Genomic DNA, 18395 nt, shown 5'->3' on the forward strand with positions numbered 1-18395 from the left:
AGGAGGGGGCGCGGGTTGCCTCCCACGCCCTCTCCGAACGACCTTGGCGGGCTGCGCAGGAATCTGCTCTCATGAGCATCCCTCTCCCCACGGACCTGTCACCCCGGCCGCTCGGCTACCTGCGCGACGTGCTGGGCCCGGCCGTCACCGGTGACGAGCAGTTGCTGCCGCTGCTCACCGAGGAGCCCTCGCGCTACACGCCGTGGGAGGGCCCGGGGCCGCGCGTGCGCTACCTGGGCCATGCCTGCGCCCTGGTGGAGTGGAAGGGCATCACCATTCTCGTGGATCCGGTCATCAGCGCGCGCCCGAGCGAGGGAGGCATGTCGCGGCTCACCTTCCACGAGCTACCGCCGCGCATCGACTACGCCCTCATCACGCACAGCCACCCGGACCACCTCGCCATCGACACGCTGCGGCGGCTGCGCCACCGCATCGGCCACCTGGTGGTGCCGCGCTGCAATGGATTCCTGGTGGGTGACTACTCCCCCAAGCTGCTGGCCCACTCGATGGGCTTCCAGAACGTGCTGGAGCTGGACACCTACGAGTCCATCCCCCTGCCCGATGGGGAGCTCATCGCCGTGCCCTTCCTCGGCGAGCACGGTGACATCGGCCACGCCAAGTCCTCGTACATGGTGCGCCCCGGCAAGCAGCAGCTCCTCTTCGCCGCCGACTCCATGTGCGTGGATGACGCCGTCTACCGGAACATGCGTCAGGCCGTCGGCCCCATCCAGACGGTCTTCATGAACACCGAGTTCGAGGGCGCTCCGCACACCTGGACGCTTGAGGCTCCCTTCCCCAAGAAGCGCGACCGCAAGCTGGAGAAGAACCGGCGCTGCCGTGGCAGCAACACGAACGAGGGCCTGCGAATCCTCGAGCTGGTGGGCGCCTCGCGGCTCTACAACTACGCCATGGGGCTGGAGCCCTGGCTGGAGCACATCATCGGCCCGCCCAGCCCGCCCGAGGCCCCGCGCATGAAGGAGTCGGAGCGGCTGCTCACCGAGGCCCGGGCCCGCGGCATCAGCGCGGAGCGACTCGTGGGTCCCACCGACCTGCTGCTGGGGGCCTGAACTCGCGTTTCGTTCCTCGGACCCGAGCGACTGTCGCCCGCAGGACTCCTGCTACGACCTCGTGAACGAGGCGGGGGGCTGGACGAGGCGGCCTGCGAGAAAGCCCGCGCGGGTGCGGTGAGCCCGGAGGGCGACCTGCCTAGCCGACGCCCGGCGCCCCTCCCCCACCCCGCGGGAATCCGCTCGGGCCTCCCCCGGCGCCGCCCCTTCCGAGGATGCGCCAAACCCCGGGAGGTGTTGATGATTTCGGGCCCTCGGGGCCGTGCCGCCCCTGGCGGAGGGCCCCCTGGACCCTTCTCTCCACTGTTCTTCCATCACATCTTGGGTGTCCACGGAATCGGGGCAGGCTCACTCCTGGATGTTGTACAGCGCGTTACCGCCCCCCCAGTTCATCGTGGTGGGGCTCGACCCACTCTTCGACCGGATGAACCAGCCAACGTCCGGGAGCGAATAAGCCTCCCAGTTGGAAGGCACGAACGCGGGGTTCCAGATGGGCAGCTCGATTTCATACCCATGGGTGCCCGGCACGTCCGCCGACTCGGAGGTGGTGTCACAGTCCGCGCACACCGCGGCCTGCGCCGCGACGGAGACGGTCTCCGCCGCCCCGTCCGCCGACGGCAATCCCTCACCACAGCCCAGCAACAGCAGTGCGCACAGCGGCGAAACAAGGCTCTTCGACATGACAGTTCGCTTCCCAATCACAGGCAGCCCGTGGGGTTACTGAAGTCCACGTAGCACTGCGCGCCAAACATCCGCGCCTTGGTGAAGTAGACAAGCCGGTGCCAGGTAGGGTCACGCCAGCCACGAATCTCGAAGCGCACAGGCTGGTTCGGCTCAATTGTCGCCTGCAGCTCGGCGAACACGAGCCCCCACCCCGAGGAGTACACCCGCCGGGTGGCGACGTCCTGCCAGAGCGTGCCGTTGTGGGTCTGCAGCGCCAGCTCGACAAAGTCAGTTGAGACAACCACAGGCTGGCTGTCCTGCTCCGGTGCGAGCTCCACCGAGCCACGCACCATGCCCGCCTGGATGTTGGAGAAGTACCCGGAGATGTGGCCGAGCACCGCATAGCCCGTCCCGGGGGAGACCTGCGTCCGGATGAGGGGAGGACGGCTCGGCGAGCCCACGTGGTACAGCGCGCTGCCACCGCCCCAATCCATCGTCCCTTCCGAGGCACCAGAGCGAAGGCGCACGAAGCTGCCCACCTCCGCGCGCTCCTCCCACAGCCAGGCCGCTGGCAGCAGGGCCTGGTCGCCCACTGGCAGGATGATTTCATAGCCATGCGTCCCAGGCGCATCCGCCGTGTCCGGGCTCCTTTCACAGTCCGCGCATCCGATGGATTGCTCCACCGCACCCGCGGCGGCCTGGGCCTCCGCCTGGGGCAGCCCCTCACCACAACCCAGCAACGACAATGCACACAGCAACGACATACCCTGTCTCACGGTCCTACTCCTTATCATGAATTCAATACAGCTGAGCTTGCGCCGCGGAAGGGACACCGAGGTCCGAGGGCTACCCCTGGGACAGCCCTTCCGGGAGAGCCGTGCAGAACGGCTCACGATGGCGTGACAATCCAATGACGTTTTGTGAAGCCACACTCACGCGGCAAGGTGCCAGCGTACGGACATACCCATACGCCAGAGAGGCCTGGGGTACCAGCGACGGGGCGCCTGCCCCGGCTTCGCTTGTGAGTGCGTGACGACGGTGTGGCGCTACGCTTCAACGCCCCACAAACCCACCTGCGCCGAGCCCTCGCCCCAGGCGATGAACCGCCCGTCCGGGGAGAAGACCGCGGCGCTTGCCTGCGAATCGTCCTCGTCCGAATGGGCGTAGAGGCGCCCTCCCCCGTCGGTCCTCAGCACGACGAAGGCGCCCGTATCAGCGCCGACCGCTAGCAGAGAGCCCTCGGGATTGAAGCTCAGGCGCCAGGCTCCTGCGGGTGGGCCCTTGAGGGTTCCCACCACCCTCAGGCTCGCCACGTCGACGAGGAAGACGTCTCCCGCCGACGTGCCCGCGGCGAGCAGGTGTCCCGACGGAGCAAAGGCCACGGCCCAGACATGGGAGGCCGGCACGGAGATGACCCCGCGCGCGGCCCCGGTTCCCACATCCCAGAGGCGAATCGAGCCCTGGGTGCCGTCCTCGCCCCGTTCATCCGCCGCACCCGCGGCCGCCAGCGTCGCATCGGGCGAGAGGGCGCAGCCGTAGAGCAGCGTGGAAGCAGGTTCCAGGTCCCGGAGGGGCCGCCAGTGGGCGACGTCCCAAAGGCGGATGTCTCCACTGCTCCCAGCCACCAGCAGGAGGTCTCCCTGGCGCGACAGGTCGATGCCCTGGACCGTCAGTCCGAGAGGGGTCGAGCGCAGCGCGCTGCCATCGGCCACCGACCAGGCATGGAGTTGCCCCCCGAGGGTGACCGACATGACGCTTTGTGCATCCGGGAGGACCACTGCCGCGAGCCCGCCCGGCAGGGGCTGGACGACCCGGGGAAGCGGGGATTCGTCCTGGAGGTCCCACCAGCGGAGTCGCTGCGCGCCGCCCTGCTCCATGGAGACGAGAAGGCGTGACCGGGCGTCGAAGCCCAGCAACTGCCCCCGATAGGTCGGAAGGAGGGTCCGCTCTCCGAGCTGTCGCAGCCGGGTCAGCTTCTTGGCGTTCTCGGGTGTCACGATTCGAGGAGGCATGGTCGCAAGGCCCGGGCCGGCTCAAGGTCGGCCCGGGTCCATCAAGAGGCACTGCGGAAACTACGGGATAATCTCAATATGCACGGCGTAGCTCCAGGGCTTGAGCAGGGCCTCAAGCTCTTCTGGCATCTCCCGGACCTTGGTGATGTGGATGCCCGTCTGCTTGCTGAACCACTGCGCCATCTGGTCCTTGACCTGATTCGGGCCAAGCGACGACAGCACGCCGTCGTCCGCGATCTTCACCACCGTGTCGCTGTTGCCATACGTCCCCTGGGTCTCGACGATCTCCTTCTTGACCTGCGGGTACGTATTCTTGGGCGTGCCTTCCATGTCGATGCGGACGAGAGAGTGGTCCGGATGCATCCATATCTCCTGCCCGCGATCGATGACGGGGAAGTTGGTCCACCCGACGATCTTGTCGTCCATGTCACGAACGGGAGAGCCAAACCCGTTGGACCGCAGCATCTCCTGAACCTCCGCCCGGCTCCGCTTGTAGACGGAAGGCAGTCCCTGGGCGGCGAGCCCCTTGGTCTTCGCCAGCTCCACCCACTTGGCGTCCACCTTGAGCATCGTCCGCTCGGAGGCCGTCTGGAGCCCACGCCCCTTGATGTGGGGCGCGAGCTTCTTCACGGCCTCGTCCTTCATCGTCTTGTCCAGCAACGTGAGGAGCTGCTGGCCGGTGAGGCCATCCATGTGCTCGAGGATTCCCTCGGTCAGCCGTGCGACCAGGGCCTGCCGCTGCTCCTTGGTGATGTCGGAGCAGGTGTCGATGAAGCCGCCAATCTTGGCCATGGCGACCGCGCCCAGGCCGATGCCCACCGTGTGCCCGACGACCCGCCAGAACTGCCCGCTGCCGATGATCAGCCCCAGGCCCGAGGCCATGCGGTCGCTCACCGAGAGGTCGGCGCCCCAGGGATTGCAGAGCTCCTTGCCGGTGACGACCTCGCACAGGTCCACGAAGTCTCCCGCCGGGCTGAGCGAGATGGCGACGGTGGCCGCAATCTTCGCGGCCGTGGCGGCACCATCCAGCAGGCGGTTGAGGGTGGTGGGAATGGTCGGGTCCTCGGCCGCGACGCCCTCGTCCATTGCCCGGTAGCCGCCGTGGAGCGCTTCCAGGCTGTCGAGCACCAGGTTCTGCTGCGCGTTCGCCGTGCCCTGCCAGAGGTTGAGATTGTTCTTGAGCGCGTAGGCCTGGGCGGATGTGTCGCCGCGCTGCTCCAGCATCGCCACGAGGGCCTTGGTGGTCTCTCGCACGGGGGTGTCGCGGAACCAGTCGCCCTCCCCCATGTATACCTGGATCTCCGCCAGCACGGACTGCTGTGCGGTGAGGAAGGCGCCCCACTCCTCCGTGGACACTCCCACGCGAGACTTCAGCCCGCGCTCGAAGACGTCCTGGTTGAAGCGCCACAGGCGCACCACGGCCAGGAAGCCTTGACGGTCCACCACCACGCCACTGCTGACCGTCCGGTGCAGCTCCGCGATGATCTGGTCCGCGAAGGCCCGGTACGGGTCGTTGCTCGGGTCGAACGGGTCTCCGGAGCTGACGTCCGGCGCCTCCACCTCGCCCACCTGGTCATCGCGCAGGTCCGGCGAGTAGGTGTCCGGGTCGTCCAGGTCCACGCCGCCGGTGGGCTCCGTGGGCAGGGTGTAGCGGTCCAGCAGGTCCATCTGGCCGCGGAACTCCGCGACAATGCGGTCAATCTCCGCGCGCAGCTCGCTGATGCTCGTCTTCAGGTCCTTGAGGAACTGGACCAGCCGCTCGCGGACGGACGAAGGGACGGTGTTGTACTTCTCCAGGAGCGCCCTCAGCTCGGCCTCGGTGATGGAGTCCAGCGAGCGGCTCATCAACTGCTTGAGCTCTTCCTGGAGGGCCGTGAGCTGGGCGGCCTGCGCCCGCGCCGAGTCGAGGGAGTCGCTGAGGTTGCCCAGCCGGTCCAGCTCCCGGGTCAGCGCCGCCTCGAGCGAGGCCAGGCTGGAGGCCAGCGTGGGGTTGATCTCGCTCAGCTGCAGCGCGACGTTGGCCACGCCGGTGAAGGGCTTGCCATCACGGACGATATAGAAGAGGCGCCGCTCCTGCAGGCCGTCCGAGTTCAGGTTGACGACGTTCTCGGCGAGCGTGCAGTAGTCGTAGCCTCCCTGGGTGTAGACGTTGAAGAAGAAGTCGTTGGAGCCCCAGCGCAGCAGGCTGCCACCGAAGTCCGCCCGGAAGCGGTTGTACTCGTCCTTGTTCGGCCGCCGGACGAAGGCACCCGGGACGGTATAGGTCGGAATGGGGAAGCCATTGACCTGGAAGAAGGCGTCCCCCTCCTTGACGATAGATGCGGCGGCACAGCTTTGCTGACTGACGTACGACACGACATGCCAGTCGATGCGGTACTGGCGCGCCAGGCTTTGCGCCGAGGCCTGCCATGGCGTGACACCAAGCGCGGCCACCACGAGGGCCGCGCACAAGGTCCAGATGCGTTTCATGAAATGGGTTCTCCAGAGACTTTGGAACGGATGGGGAAGGCTCAGAGGGCCTCTGACGAGCGAACCGCCACGTCATGGGCCGCCGCGGCCGCGCGCAGGTTGTTGGCGGCGAGGTGCTGCTCGACCTCGGTGAGCATCGCGCCATCGACTCCGGCGTTACGCATCGTGGAGACGTTGAGCCGGAGGGTGTTGGGAATGGTGCTGGTGACGTAGGTGCGTGACTTGGAGTACTGCAGCGTCAGCGCATTGCAGCCCGTGCCCATCCAGGGCGTGGAGGTGATGCGTGCGCAGACGGGCTGGAGCTGGAGGAGGCCTTCGTGCTCCAGCAGCTTGCCGGCCATGTAGTACAGGCGGAGCTTCGTGCTGCGCGGGGGCAGCTTGCCGACCTGGGTGACGCGGGCGTTCATCTCGGCCAGGAACTTCTGCGAGGCGTCCAGCGTGGCCGCATCCGTCATCGTCTGACGGGTGGCGTCGTCCGCGGCCTGGGCCACCAGCGCCTCCCGGCGGCGCGTCATGCCGGTGAGGGTCTTCTGGACGATGTCGCTCACGCGCTGGTAACGCGAGTCCGTGTAGGAAACCACGCTCTCCAGGACACGGATGGACGCGGTGACGAGCTGGGGACGCTCGAGGGTGTTCGCCTGCATGAAGGCGACGTAGGGGCGCAGCTCCTCTTCCAGGACGGAGTCCTCATAGGCGAGCTGCCGGGACATCCGGACGGCGTCGAGCCGCATCTGCTGGGGGGTGGCGCTCTCCGCGCGGCTGAGCTGTACCAATTCCAGCTGCACGTCGGGCAGCGTCACCAGGGTGGCCGTGGAGGCCCGCTGCACCAGTCCCTGAAGCTGCGCCAGGATGACCGGCTCGTTCGTCCGGTAGGCCGCGAACTGCTGCACCAGGGCGGCATAGGCGGGCTGGAGCGCATCCACCCGCGCCTTGTGCGCGTCCAGGGTCTGCTGGACCTTGGCGAGCATCTCCCGCGAGTCGGCCGCTGCGGCCTCGGCGCCCCGGTTCTCCTCGGCCGCCTTGAACTTCAGGATGTCGGACAGGCCGGTGTCCAGGACCTGCTTGTTGCTCTTGCGCAGCGCCTCCAGGTCATCGGAGTTGTCGAGCCACGTGCCCCAGGAGACGTCCTTCATCTTCTGGATGCTCAGCTCGTAGGAGCGCATGGTGACGTCCGTGGAACTGGCCGTCCGGTAGAACGTCATGATGCGCTCGGTCTGGGCCCGGTACTCCGCCTGATTGCCGATGGAGATGGCTTCGGCCCACAGCACGGGGGGCCACCCCATGCAGCTTTGCCAGGAGGTAGGGGTGGCGATGACGCACTTGTTCTTGATCTGCTCCACCAGGATCTTGTTGTAGAGGCTGGCGACGTCCGTGGTCGTCTGACAGACGATGGAGTTGTCGGGGTTCTCGTGGCGCTTGCCACAGAGGCGCACCGCGCCGAGCGGCTGCCGCTGCGTGGTGGTGGCGGGGGTGGCGGGCACGTCTTCGGCGCTGGCCGTCGGCTCGCCGGACGGGGATGGCGCCGGGCTGCAGGCGCCCAGCAGCAGCGCCGTGGCGGCGGCAAGGCCGGACCTTCGGATGGGATTGCGTCTGGACATCATGGGAATGGGAAGCCTCGCGGGCCGACATGCGCCGGCCCGGCTCGGGATGCGTGGTGAATGCGGGAGGTTGCGCGGAGGCCGCCGTCAGGGCGTGAGCCACGGGGCCAGCTGCGTCCGGCCCAGGTTCAGCTTCGCCTCGGCTGCGGCGTACTGCTGGGCCGCCACCTGGTAGTCGGCCTGATACTGGGCCTGGGCGCCCGCGTCGGAGCGCGCCGCCAGCTTGTCGATGATGGGCTTGGCCTCGGCGCCGAGGAAGTCCCGCAGCGTCTTGGGCGTACCGTCCGGGTTCGTGTAGTCGCCCGCATCGCCGAGCGTTCCCAGGGCGAAGTAGAAGTTGGCGAGCGTCTCCCGCTCCGCGTCGGTCAGCGTGTCATCACAGCCCATGGTCGTCTTGAAGATGATGGGCGCCGCGTCCTTCGCCTGCGCGCGCAGGTCATTCATGGACTCGGTGGTGAGCGCGGTGAAGAAGAGGTTGGACAGCTCCTGCATGAAGTCGAAGGCGGCGCTGTACTCGACGAGGTAGGCGAGGTTGTCTCGCGCGGCCTTCTTGGCGTTCGCATCGTCCTGGAGCTGCTGGAGGATGGCATTGGCCTGCGCGGTGGTGTCCACGTCCACCTGGTTCCACTGGATGTCCAGGGAGATGCGGCAGGTCTCATTGAACGCGGCGTACTGCGTCCACGTGGAAGAGTCCTTCAGCTCGATGGAGCTGAGGTGCTGGCGGGTCAGGCCCCGGACCACATGCTGCGGCGTGGAGATGAAGACATACTTCTGGGCAGCCTCGTCCTTCGGGGTCAGCGTCACCTCGAGCGGGTACTGCGTGGAGCAGTTGCCAGTCATCACCCGGTTGAAGACGGTGCGCATGGGGACGGCGGTGTTGAAGACGTCACCAACAAGCGTCTGGGTGGGAATCGCACAGCGAGTGAGCCGCCCCGAAGCCAGGGTGCACCGGGCAGGCGAGACGAGGTCCACGGTGGTGCTGGAGGCGAAGGCGGAGCCTCCCCCCAATGAACAGACGAGGAGCGCTCCGAGCAATGTCGGTCGGGTCATGATGTTTGTCTTTCTATGCTTCGGGTAGGCCCCAGCCATCGCGCCGGGCACGCAGCCCGGAACGTTGGATGAGGAGGGTTTTCGGACGCGGATGGGCAATGCCAGACAGGGCCCGGGACGGGTCACATCAGGCGCAAGACGGCGAAAGACTTCGGGCCCCTGACAGGAAACGAACGGGTCAGGAGGGAGGTGAGCAGGAATCTGGCTGCTGGGTTCCAGTGCGCGCCCAGTCAGCACACCTTCACCCCTCAAAACGCCTTCTCAGGCGCATTCGAGGTGGGTGGCTTCCAAGGGTTGGCGGCAAAACAATCTATGTTCGAGCGGCAATCTCCTTCACCCGTTCGTCAACTGTCAACCATTGAGTTCCCCTGAGCCTCTCCGTCCGGGGAATATCCTCTCAATGTGAAACAGATTGAAGGGCCAATATAAACAAGACAGAAGCACTGCAGGCGTGGTGGAGTTCATGCGGATCCTCCGGCGGAGGTCGCCGGCCAGGAAGGACCTGCACTGCGCGTGCCACCGGGCGACGCCGCAAGCCGAGTTCCAGGGCACTGACACGGCTGGGCGGATGCGTCCGCAGCGTGCCGACCTGCTCGCCAAGCGTGGGTGAGGGGCACCGCAAGGTGAACCTAGCCGCCGGGCAATCTTCCCCGCAGGGCCTGCCCACCTCCCTGCCGGTAGCGGTCGCGAGCATGGGACGGCCGTCCTCTGCTTCGGGAGGCATGCGGACGCGCCTGGCGCCCTCTTCGGGGCCGGCCCGCACCTGTAGCGGCTTCAGGGGCGGGCTTTTCGTACCCGGGGGCTGGGTCCCAGGGATGCGCCAAACCCCGAAAGGCGTTGAAGATTTCAGGCCCTCCGGCCCAGTCCGCGCGTCGCGGTGGGGCCTCTGGGGCCCTTCTCTTCACTGTTCGACGGCCCGGATGCGCTCCACCGTCGCATCCTGCCTTCCCCTGTTATAAAGCGCCCCCCATGCTCGAGACCGTCACCAAGGGCTTCCGCGCCGCCAAGAACCGCCTCGCCGGCAAGAGCGAGCTCACCCCGGAGCTGGTGGACGAGTCGCTCCGCGACATCCGCGTGTCCCTCCTCGAGGCCGACGTGGCCTTCGACGTGGTGAAGAAGTTCGTCGCCCGCGTCCGCGAGAAGGCCGTGGGTGAGCTGGTGCAGACGACCATCACCGACAAGGCTGGCCAGAAGCGCAAGGTCAGCCCCATGGACCACTTCATCAAGATCTGCCACGACGAGCTGGAGGCCCTCATGGGGCCGGTGGACACCAGCCTCCAGCTCAAGCCCAAGGGCCAGCTGTCCGGCATCATGATGGTGGGCCTCCAGGGCTCCGGTAAGACGACCACCACCGGCAAGCTCGCCAACCGGCTCCTCCAGCAGGGGCGCAAGCCGCTGCTCGTCGCCGCGGACATCTACCGCCCCGCCGCCGTGGACCAGCTCAAGGTCCTCGGCGAGCGCCTCAAGGTCCCCGTCTACCACGAGCCCGGCCTCCAGCCCCCCGAGCTGGCGAAGCGCGGCTACGCCGCGGCCCGCGAGCAGAAGTGCGACGTGGTCCTCATCGACACCGCCGGCCGCCTCGCCATCGACGAGGCGCTGATGACCGAGCTGGAGTCCATCAAGGCCACCGTCCAGCCCGACAACATCCTCCTGGTCTGCGACGCGATGATTGGCCAGGACGCCGTGCGCACCGCCGCCGAGTTCGACCGGCGCCTGACGCTGGACGGCTTCATCCTCACCAAGCTGGACGGTGACGCCCGCGGCGGCGCGGCGCTCTCCATCAAGGAAGTCACCGGCAAGCCCATCAAGTTCCTCGGCATGGGCGAGTCGATGGACAAGCTGGAGGAGTTCCGCCCCGACGGCCTCGCGGGCCGCATCCTCGGGTTCGGCGACATCGTCGGCCTGATGAAGGACTTCGAGAAGGTCGTCGACGAGAAGAAGGCCGAGGAGGATGCGAAGAAGCTCCTGTCCGGCCAGTTCTCGATGAAGGACTTCGTCGAGCAGATCCGCATGGTCCGGAAGATGGGCCCGCTCAAGGACCTGCTGGAGAAGTTCCCCCTCTTCGGCGACCTCACCGAGCACCTCAACCCGGACGAGAAGGAGCTCACCAAAATCGAGGCGATGTACGACTCGATGACGGCGAAGGAGCGCCTGCGGCCGGACATCATCAACAGCAGCCGCATCGGCCGCATCGCCAAGGGCAGCGGTCGCAAGGTGGAAGAGGTCCGCGAGCTGCTCCAGAAGTTCGGGATGATGCAGCAGGTGATGGGCTCCATCGGCCAGAACCCGGGCCTGCTGGGCCGCATCCCCGGCTTCAAGCAGCTCGGTCAGCTGTCGCAGATGAAGAACATGGACCTCTCCAGCATGTTCGGCGGCGACTCGAAGATGATGGAGAAGATGATGGCCGGTGGCATGCCCGGTATGGGCATGCCCATGCAGATGCCGCAGATCGCTCCCGGCTACACCCCGCCCATGGGCCAGGCCGCCATGGCCAAGGCCCGCCTCATGGGCTACGCCCCGCCCTCCGCGGCCGGGAAGCCCGAGGACCGCGACGCCATCAAGGAGCGCCGCAAGCGGGAGAAGGACAACAAGAAGAAGAACCGCAAGAAGCGGTAGTCCCCCTGACTGTCGTCGAGGCGGCCACGCCCGCTGTCCCTGTGTGACTCCAGGGGTAGCGGGCGTTCGTATTTCCGAGGTTGGGGGGCTGGTCCGGGATGACCGTCTCACGTTCTGGATGCCCGTCCAGGCCCATGGATGGGTAACGGGCCTTAGAGGTCTGGCTTGGATGCTCCGGTCCATGAGAAAGGGCCGGACGGTCGCGAGTGGACAGGGGGCCTTGAGGCCCCGACGCCCTGGGAAATGGGGTGTGGAATGCCACTTGCGATACGCACCGCTATGCCCAGACTCCCACTGCTTTTCTCCGCGCTGCTCGTCCTTGGCTGGACCTCCGCCTGCATCGATGTCCCCGACGTGGTGGACCCACCAGAAGAGTCCTCGGACTCGGGCTCCAACCTTCCGCCTGATGCGGGCGGGACTCCCGACGCGGGACCTCTGCCTGATGCTGGGAGCGGTGGGACCGACGCAGGACCGGTGGATTCGCGCAGGCCGACCCTGTTGAACACCACGCCCATGGGTAGCGCCACCGAAGTGCCCCGAAACGCGCAGCTCGTCCTCACGTTCTCCGAGCCGATGGACATCGACTCCGTCGACGTAGGCCTTCAGCCATCCGTGACACTGGGGGCACCCGTGTGGAGCCAGCAGGACACGGTGCTGACCCTCCAGCCCGTGGCGGAGTTGGCTGAGAATGTCGCCTATGCGGTGTCCGTGGATGGCGAGGATGTTGCCGGCAATTCGCTGACCGGGACACGCTCGTTCTCGTTCACCACGACAGGCCCCGCCCCCGACACCACAGCGCCGACGGTGCTTGTCGCGAGTCCGAGCCAGACCTCGACCGGTAATGCGCGCAACACGCTCTTCGAAATCGTGTTCTCCGAGCCGATGAACAAGGCCTCGGTCCAGGCGGCGTTCTCCATCACCGCGCCTTCGGGTTTCAACGGTGGCGGATTCTCCTGGAACGAAGCAGGGACGGTGATGACCTACGTGTTGCCCGCGAGCTTCGCCTTCGGAGCCGACGTGTCCTGGCAGGTGTCAACCAGTGCCAAGGATGCGGCCGGCAATGCGCTGACTGAGGCCCTGACACGCGTGTTCCGAATTGTTCGACAGGGGACCACGACGCTGCGCTTCAATCCGGAGACCAGCGGTGGAGTGGGCGCTCCTGGCTACCTTCGTAACAATCACTTGTATAACTTGGTGAGCCTGGGCGACGACGGGGCAGACAACATCTATCGTCTATTTATTGGATTCAAACTTGACAGCCTTCCCGAAGAACTCACCCAGGTCTCACAGGCTACGCTCAGGTGGTGGGTGACAACCCAGCTTGGCAACCCTTTTGAGAAACATGGGCGCCTACTGCTAGAGCCTGTGGATGTGGGCGACGAAATCGCTCTCACCTCCGATGGGCCGACCCCAGAGATTATTGCGGACTACGATGCCGAGCCCTTGGCTCCAGGTGTCGGCGTCCTTGCGAGTTCGGTTGCGAGCCCCGGAAGCCTTGACGTCACCTCCTGGGTGGCGCAGGACTGGTCAAACCGGATCGTCCGCAACAAGAGAACGCAATACCGCTTACGCTTCGAGCAGGCCGTCACCAATGACAGTATTGCTGACGTATTGCGTTCTGACGCCGAGGTTCATCCCACCTTGGCGGAACTTCAGGTTGTCTACGAATACCCCTGAGCCTCTTCTCCGTCGCACAGCGACGATTGCGCCTGTAGTTTCGGGGAACTTCTCAACCCTGTCGCTTAGGCACCACGAGGCCCTGGCTGAGCCGCTTGAGTACCCGCTGCTTCTGGCGCCGCTTGTAGGCCTCGTGGGCATTCTCTCCCAGTTCGTTGAGGCGCGCCGTCTCCTCGTCGACGATCTGGAACTCTACCAGCGAGATGACAATGCGGCCCTTGCGCTGGCGCGTGTCCTCCTCCGGCAGGGGCAGGTACGCGTCCATCCGCACCGGGATGTCCACGACGAAGTTGAGCGCCCGGTACGTGTTCCCGGAGAAGGTGTTGCCGTTGCGGTCCTCCCGGTCTTCGTAGTCGCGGTCCAGATGGAGCTGTGGCGTGTGCGCCTCGAAGTGGGGGTACTCCGCCAGCACGGACTTGAACGGGATGAGCGTGTTCTCTGTCTGGCCCGGCACCACGAGGTGGAAGGGAAACAGCCGCTGCGTGAGGTAGTAGAGCACCGGCAACAGGTCTTCCCGCTTCCGCGTCACTACCCGGAAGCGCGTCCTGTCGTACACCTGCGCGGCCACCGTCTCCTTCTTGGCCAGCAGCTTGGTGACGAGCGAGTCCCGCGTCTTGATGGAGTGCGCGAACTCCACCACCGGCAGCCCCTTGGCCTGCATCTCCTCGGCGACGCTCAGCACCTTCTCCGTCACCAGCTCCGCCAGCTCCGCCTCGGACACCGCCAGGCGGAAGAGCAGATCACGCCCTTCGATGTGCTGGATGACGTGCATCACCTTCAGCACCACGCAGGCGATGCGGCGGTGACGGGGGGAGCCCTTCGCGCCGGAGGCCAGGAGGAACAGGTCGTGAATCTCCCCCGGCTGCGCCACCGCGTCCGCGACGCGGTAGTTGTACGTCTTGCGCAGGTACTCCACCGCCTCCGCCAGCACCCCACGGGCCCAGGCGTCGTCGTAGGGCCGGGACACGTCGAGTTGGACGAGGCGCAGGAAGCGGTCCACCTCGTCCCGCGTCTGGAAGTGCATCCGCCGCCAGTCGATGACCGAGCCACCACGGAGGATGAGGCGGATGCGCTCAAGCTCGCGCAGGCCCATCTCCTCCACCGAGCGGATGGGGATGTCGGGCAGGACGGGGGTGAGCGAGGGGGGCTTCACGTTAGAGGCTTCCTAGCCGAGCCGCCCCAGTCGGGAAAGCCCTCCGGAAAGCACGAAGGCCCTTTCCCATGGGAGGAAAGGGCCCTCGTCACTGCCGAGCAGCCGGACGACTACTCGTTTGCCACCGCGCGGTTGTTCTCGTACCGAACCTGGCTGACGACCCGGCCATCCTCGGCCAGTTCCTTCACGAGGCCGTTCTTGCGGCCGTTCTGGTACTCCTCGATGAGGCGGGGCTTGCCGCTCGGGAAGTACATCACCCGCTGGCCATCCCAGCCACCGGACTTGAACTCCGCCGTGCTCCGCTTGTTGCCCGACTCATCGTAGAACGTCCAGACACCCACCTTGAGGCCGTCCGAGAACTGGCCCTGGGTCGCAAGCTTCCCATTGGGGTGGTACTCGACGTACGCGCCGTGCGCGAGCTGGGTCCCCGCCTTGGCGTTCGCCTTGACGCAGGTGAAGCCCTCGTCCTTGGTGCCGGCCTGTGCCGTGCCCGCCGGGCAGTTCAGCTTCGAAGCGGTGTCGCCTGCCATCGCCGCGGGAGCAGCAAGGGCCAGACCCAGGGTCAGCATTCGAATCAGTTTGGTAGACAGCATGGACTCTCCTTTTACAGACGCCGGGTTTCCCGCGCGCACCCTTCAGACGGTGGGGCGTTAGCGAAATTCACCGGTTCGGCCCAGGCAGTCCAGCGTCTCCTGCTCTGCGCTGGGACTGGGCACGCGCGGTACCTCCACAACAGCCGAGCCCCGCCCCTATTGACAGGGCGAGGCTCGGCTCCTCAGCTGCTCAGCCGTCTACTGGTAGTTGGACTGCTGGCAGACGAAATTGCCACCCGAGAAGTAGAAGCCGGCCGAATTCGTGGTGCTGCTGGCCCCGACGCACAGGCTGACGATGATGTCCGCCCGGTCACGGTTGGTCCCCGTCACGGTGTAATTGCCCGCGGAGCTGCTGATGGGCGCGTTCGAACGGCCACCATCCGTTTGGACATAGAAGAACTGGCTGAGCTCCGCCGAAGTCTGGGGGAACGCCGTGTTGGAGTACGCGGAGACGCGGATGCGAAGGCGCTTGGGCGCGCTGGCGGCACAGAAGCCGTCGGTCTGCGCGGACACGAGCTCGGTCTTGAAGATGATCGGGCCCGTCGTGCCCAGGTCGGATTTATTGGGGAACGCGGTGTAGTTCTGGCAGGTCGGGGCCGGAGGCGCCGAGCAGACGCTGTTCGTGCAAATCTGGCCGTAGGTGCAGGTGGAGCGCCCCTCGCCCGTGCAGGTGCCGCCCGTGGTGTCGTCCTCCTCGCACTGGCCGGAAGCCGTGTCGCAGACGCGGCCGGTGCCGCAGTCAGAGTCGTCGGCGCACTTGGTCACGCACACGTTGTCCAGGTCGGAGCAGACCATGTCGGTGCTGTCAGAGTCCGTGCCGCCATTGCAGAGGACGTCCGTGGAGCACTGGCAGATACGGGTGGTGGCGTCCGGGCCCGTGCCACCGAGCGCGGCGCAGGTCTTCGCCGTGTCGGGACAGTCGGAGCCGCTCTCGCACGTCGTCACACAGACGTTGGCGGTGGGGTGGCAGATCTCCGTGCCAGCGCAATCGTCGTTGGTGGTGCAGGTGTCGGAACCGCCCTCCTCGTCACCGCAACCAACCATGAAACCGCTCATCGCGCCGAGCGCCGTGAGCACCAGCATCATCTTGCGAAGCTGCATGTTGAGCCTTCCTTCTGAGTGGGAACGTCGCTCGGGGCCTCCGGCCACTGACATCAGGCCCCGACGTCCAATGGAAGCGGGCAGGCTTTAGTCCTGCCTGTCCTGACGTGTCAACGAGTGTCGACAAGGCTCTCGACGCACCCGCCCAGAGGAAATTCAGCACTCCCGATAGCGGACAGTCCAAACGGAAACGGGCGTGACGCACACGTCACGCCCGTCACACACACCTACCGCTTCCCAGCAACTCAGAAGGTGAAAGGGAAGTCGATGGGATCGCCCTGCTTCTTGTGGCGGGGGAACGTCCAGCTCTTGATGAGCCCGGAGATGCAGCTCGCCATGTAGGTGGAGCGGAACTCGTCCGTCCGGCAGGAGACGGCCGTCGTCTTGCCGCTGGTCTGGATGGACCAGCGCATCACCAGCTTCCCGCTCAGCGCCGGGTCCTTCTTCTTCTGCTCGTTCACGCACTTGATGATGGCCGGCTTGTTGGCCAGCACCACCGCCATGACGTCGGACGTCTGCAGGCGCTCCGGCGTGGAGCCGCCGGGCTCGGGCGGCACGTACGCGGTGGGCCGCGCCTCGGGCTGCTTCGGCTCCGGCTTCGACTTCTTCGTGCCGAACAGCTCGTCGAAGTCGTCGTCACCGTCGCTCGAGGAGGACGGACGCTCCGCGCGCGTGGGCTGTCGCTCCTCGGGCTCCTCACGACGCGCGGAGGCCGTCGAGGTGGAAGGCTTGCGGGCCGTCCCGACGCGCTCCGCCTTCGCCACCACCGTCTCCGCGGGCGGAGTCGCAGCGACTGGAGCCGCCGCGGGAGGCGGAGTCGCCGCGGCCGGAGCCGCCGCCACCACCGCCGGGGCCGCCGCAGGCACGGTGCCCGTGGGCGCCGCGGTGCCCGTGGCCGGAGCCACCGCCACCGTACCGCCCGCAACAGGAGCCGGCGCGGGGGTGGCCGGAGCCGGAGTCGCGGCAGCCGGCGCCGCCTGTGCCACGCCCGCGGGAGGCGGAGGCATGGGCGGCAGGCTCGGGTTCGCCGTCGCGGGGGTGGGCTGGGCCGCCGCCACTGGAGTGCCCGCGGGCACCTCGGTGCGGTTGCCGTTGTTCATGAAGAAGACCACCGCGCCACCGGCGACGATGAGCAGGCCCACCAGGGCGCCCACCAGGGCGCCCATCTTGTTCTTGCCCCCGCCCTGCGCGCCGCCAGGAGGCGGATACGCGGGCGAATAGCCCTGCTGCGGATACTGCGCGGCCATGGGCTGCTGCGCATAGGGCGCGGGCTGCGCGTAGTGCTGCTGCTGCATGGGCTGCTGCCCGTACGGCGCCTGCTGCTGCCCGTAGGGCATGGGCCCGGCCCCGGGAGACATCTGCGCGCCCATGGCGTCCGCGCCGCGCAGGGACGGCGAGGACACCGGCTCCGGCGGAGGCATGGGAACGTCGAGCAGCCGGGACTGGGAGACGGGCTCCCGGCCCAGCGGAGGCGCGGGCGTCGGCGGCGGCTTGGCGAGCGCGTCGTTCTCCTCCTTCACCAGCGAGGCCAGCACACTGGCCGCGGACGGCTTCCAGCCCACCGGCTCTTCGGAGGAAGCGGCCAGCACGCCGTCAGCACGCGACGCCTTGCCCGCGCTGAAGGCGGACTGCACCGGGCCCGAGGACACCGTGGGCGACGAGCCGGACACCGGCTCGGGCGCAACGATGACGGGCTTGGACGGACGCGGCGCCAGCACGGAGGCCAGTTCGGAAGTCTCGGACAGCGGAATCCAGTCACTGAAGCCCGAGCGCCAGCACAGGCTGTCCGGCCCCACCTCGCCGCGGTCCCACAGGTCCTTCACCTTCTCGACGGTGAACGGGCCCACCTGCTTCTCGTCGATGGCGACGTACCACTCGTGCGCGGCGGCGTTGGACTTCGCGTCCTCCTTCGCCGGCTCGGCCTCGGCCTCGGCCAGCTTGCGCACGCTCTCCGTGGTGGCGTCACGGGCCGCGGCCTCGCCGGCCGCCTCGCCCGCCGGAATCTTGTGCGTGCCCGAGCTGAGCACCTGGTCGAAGACGGCGCCAATCTCGTCCTCTTCCCAGTCCGTGAAGAGGCCGCCCTCGGGCGGAGTGCCGAGCGATGCGGGCATGGTGGCGGCCGACGACTCCGCCTCCTTGCCGGCGCCATTCTGGGTGGGAGGTGAAGAAGTCGCGGACTCCGGCGCGGAGTCCTTCGCGGCCGATGCGCCCGCGGGGCGCACGGTGATGGTGTGGCCGCACTTCTTGCAACGAACCTTGACCCCCTTGGGGCCAACTTTGTCGTCGCTAATCATGTACTGCGCGCGGCAGCTGTCGCAGACGAAACGCATCTTTTCCGTAAGCCTCGGAAATGACGGGAGAAATCCCGCATGAATCGTAGAAGTGCCCACCGGAGG

General features: G+C 67.0%; 13 protein-coding genes. 3 read left to right on the plus strand and 10 right to left on the minus strand.

What is annotated here, in order from left to right; all coding sequences use genetic code 11:
• Window positions 1–71 precede the first annotated feature (71 nt).
• Window positions 72–1067, plus strand: coding sequence for an MBL fold metallo-hydrolase (locus tag G4D85_RS44205; protein WP_164020357.1), 996 nt, complete (start codon window positions 72–74; stop codon window positions 1065–1067).
• A 348-nt stretch (window positions 1068–1415) separates the two neighbouring features.
• Here the strand turns inward: G4D85_RS44205 and G4D85_RS44210 are convergent, their stop codons facing one another.
• The 6 genes from G4D85_RS44210 to G4D85_RS44235 all read right to left on the minus strand — a co-directional run bounded on the left by G4D85_RS44210 (window position 1416) and on the right by G4D85_RS44235 (window position 8859).
• Complete coding sequence (locus tag G4D85_RS44210; RefSeq protein WP_164020359.1) at window positions 1416–1748, minus strand: hypothetical protein; 333 nt, start codon at window positions 1746–1748, stop codon at window positions 1416–1418.
• Window positions 1749–1765: 17 nt separating this feature from the next.
• The gene (locus G4D85_RS44215; RefSeq protein ID WP_164020361.1) at window positions 1766–2506 is read right to left on the minus strand and encodes a hypothetical protein; all 741 of its coding nucleotides are present in this window, start codon (window positions 2504–2506) and stop codon (window positions 1766–1768) included.
• A 270-nt stretch (window positions 2507–2776) separates the two neighbouring features.
• Window positions 2777–3742, minus strand: coding sequence for a WD40 repeat domain-containing protein (locus G4D85_RS44220; protein ID WP_205525978.1), 966 nt, complete (start codon window positions 3740–3742; stop codon window positions 2777–2779).
• A gap of 60 nt (window positions 3743–3802) precedes the next feature.
• Entirely contained in the window at window positions 3803–6211 is a 2409-nt protein-coding gene (locus G4D85_RS44225; protein WP_164020365.1) for a hypothetical protein, read from the minus strand.
• 41 nt (window positions 6212–6252) lie between these two features.
• Window positions 6253–7812, minus strand: a complete 1560-nt coding sequence (locus tag G4D85_RS44230) for a hypothetical protein (RefSeq protein ID WP_164020367.1) — start codon at window positions 7810–7812, stop codon at window positions 6253–6255.
• Window positions 7813–7896: 84 nt separating this feature from the next.
• Window positions 7897–8859, minus strand: coding sequence for a hypothetical protein (locus tag G4D85_RS44235; protein ID WP_164020370.1), 963 nt, complete (start codon window positions 8857–8859; stop codon window positions 7897–7899).
• 969 nt (window positions 8860–9828) lie between these two features.
• On the opposite strand from G4D85_RS44235, the gene ffh reads away from it, so the two are divergent.
• Together ffh and G4D85_RS44245 are read left to right on the plus strand one after the other, a co-directional pair.
• Window positions 9829–11475 carry a signal recognition particle protein gene (gene ffh, locus G4D85_RS44240; protein WP_164020371.1) on the plus strand — a complete coding sequence of 549 codons (1647 nt, stop codon included), beginning with the start codon at window positions 9829–9831 and terminating at the stop codon, window positions 11473–11475.
• A 279-nt stretch (window positions 11476–11754) separates the two neighbouring features.
• Entirely contained in the window at window positions 11755–13152 is a 1398-nt protein-coding gene (locus G4D85_RS44245; protein ID WP_275900395.1) for an Ig-like domain-containing domain, read from the plus strand.
• A 52-nt stretch (window positions 13153–13204) separates the two neighbouring features.
• On the opposite strand, the gene G4D85_RS44250 is transcribed toward G4D85_RS44245, so the two are convergent.
• From G4D85_RS44250 to gltJ, 4 genes are all read right to left on the minus strand, one after another.
• Window positions 13205–14305 carry a TIGR04552 family protein gene (locus G4D85_RS44250; protein ID WP_205525979.1) on the minus strand — a complete coding sequence of 367 codons (1101 nt, stop codon included), beginning with the start codon at window positions 14303–14305 and terminating at the stop codon, window positions 13205–13207.
• A 110-nt stretch (window positions 14306–14415) separates the two neighbouring features.
• Window positions 14416–14898 carry a toxin-antitoxin system YwqK family antitoxin gene (locus tag G4D85_RS44255; protein ID WP_164020375.1) on the minus strand — a complete coding sequence of 161 codons (483 nt, stop codon included), beginning with the start codon at window positions 14896–14898 and terminating at the stop codon, window positions 14416–14418.
• 198 nt (window positions 14899–15096) lie between these two features.
• On the minus strand, window positions 15097–15999 hold the full coding sequence (locus G4D85_RS44260; RefSeq protein ID WP_240359871.1) for a hypothetical protein: 903 nt from the start codon (window positions 15997–15999) through the stop codon (window positions 15097–15099).
• Window positions 16000–16244: 245 nt separating this feature from the next.
• Entirely contained in the window at window positions 16245–18329 is a 2085-nt protein-coding gene (gene gltJ, locus G4D85_RS44265) for an adventurous gliding motility protein GltJ (RefSeq protein ID WP_164020377.1), read from the minus strand.
• Window positions 18330–18395 lie beyond the last annotated feature (66 nt).

Source organism: Pyxidicoccus trucidator (genome assembly GCF_010894435.1).
In the GTDB taxonomy this organism is placed as follows: Bacteria; Myxococcota; Myxococcia; order Myxococcales; family Myxococcaceae; genus Myxococcus; species Myxococcus trucidator.

Bases quoted from the DNA above. Each gene is read 5' to 3' on its own strand.
- G4D85_RS44205 (WP_164020357.1), top strand. From the start codon at position 72: ATGAGCATCCCTCTCCCCACGGACCTGTCACCCCGGCCGCTCGGCTAC.
- G4D85_RS44210 (WP_164020359.1), bottom strand. From the start codon at position 1,748: ATGTCGAAGAGCCTTGTTTCGCCGCTGTGCGCACTGCTGTTGCTGGGC.
- G4D85_RS44220 (WP_205525978.1), bottom strand. From the start codon at position 3,742: ATGCCTCCTCGAATCGTGACACCCGAGAACGCCAAGAAGCTGACCCGG.
- G4D85_RS44225 (WP_164020365.1), bottom strand. From the start codon at position 6,211: ATGAAACGCATCTGGACCTTGTGCGCGGCCCTCGTGGTGGCCGCGCTT.
- G4D85_RS44230 (WP_164020367.1), bottom strand. From the start codon at position 7,812: ATGATGTCCAGACGCAATCCCATCCGAAGGTCCGGCCTTGCCGCCGCC.
- G4D85_RS44235 (WP_164020370.1), bottom strand. From the start codon at position 8,859: ATGACCCGACCGACATTGCTCGGAGCGCTCCTCGTCTGTTCATTGGGG.
- ffh (WP_164020371.1), top strand. From the start codon at position 9,829: ATGCTCGAGACCGTCACCAAGGGCTTCCGCGCCGCCAAGAACCGCCTC.
- G4D85_RS44245 (WP_275900395.1), top strand. From the start codon at position 11,755: ATGCCCAGACTCCCACTGCTTTTCTCCGCGCTGCTCGTCCTTGGCTGG.
- G4D85_RS44255 (WP_164020375.1), bottom strand. From the start codon at position 14,898: ATGCTGTCTACCAAACTGATTCGAATGCTGACCCTGGGTCTGGCCCTT.
- G4D85_RS44260 (WP_240359871.1), bottom strand. From the start codon at position 15,999: ATGCAGCTTCGCAAGATGATGCTGGTGCTCACGGCGCTCGGCGCGATG.
- gltJ (WP_164020377.1), bottom strand. From the start codon at position 18,329: ATGCGTTTCGTCTGCGACAGCTGCCGCGCGCAGTACATGATTAGCGAC.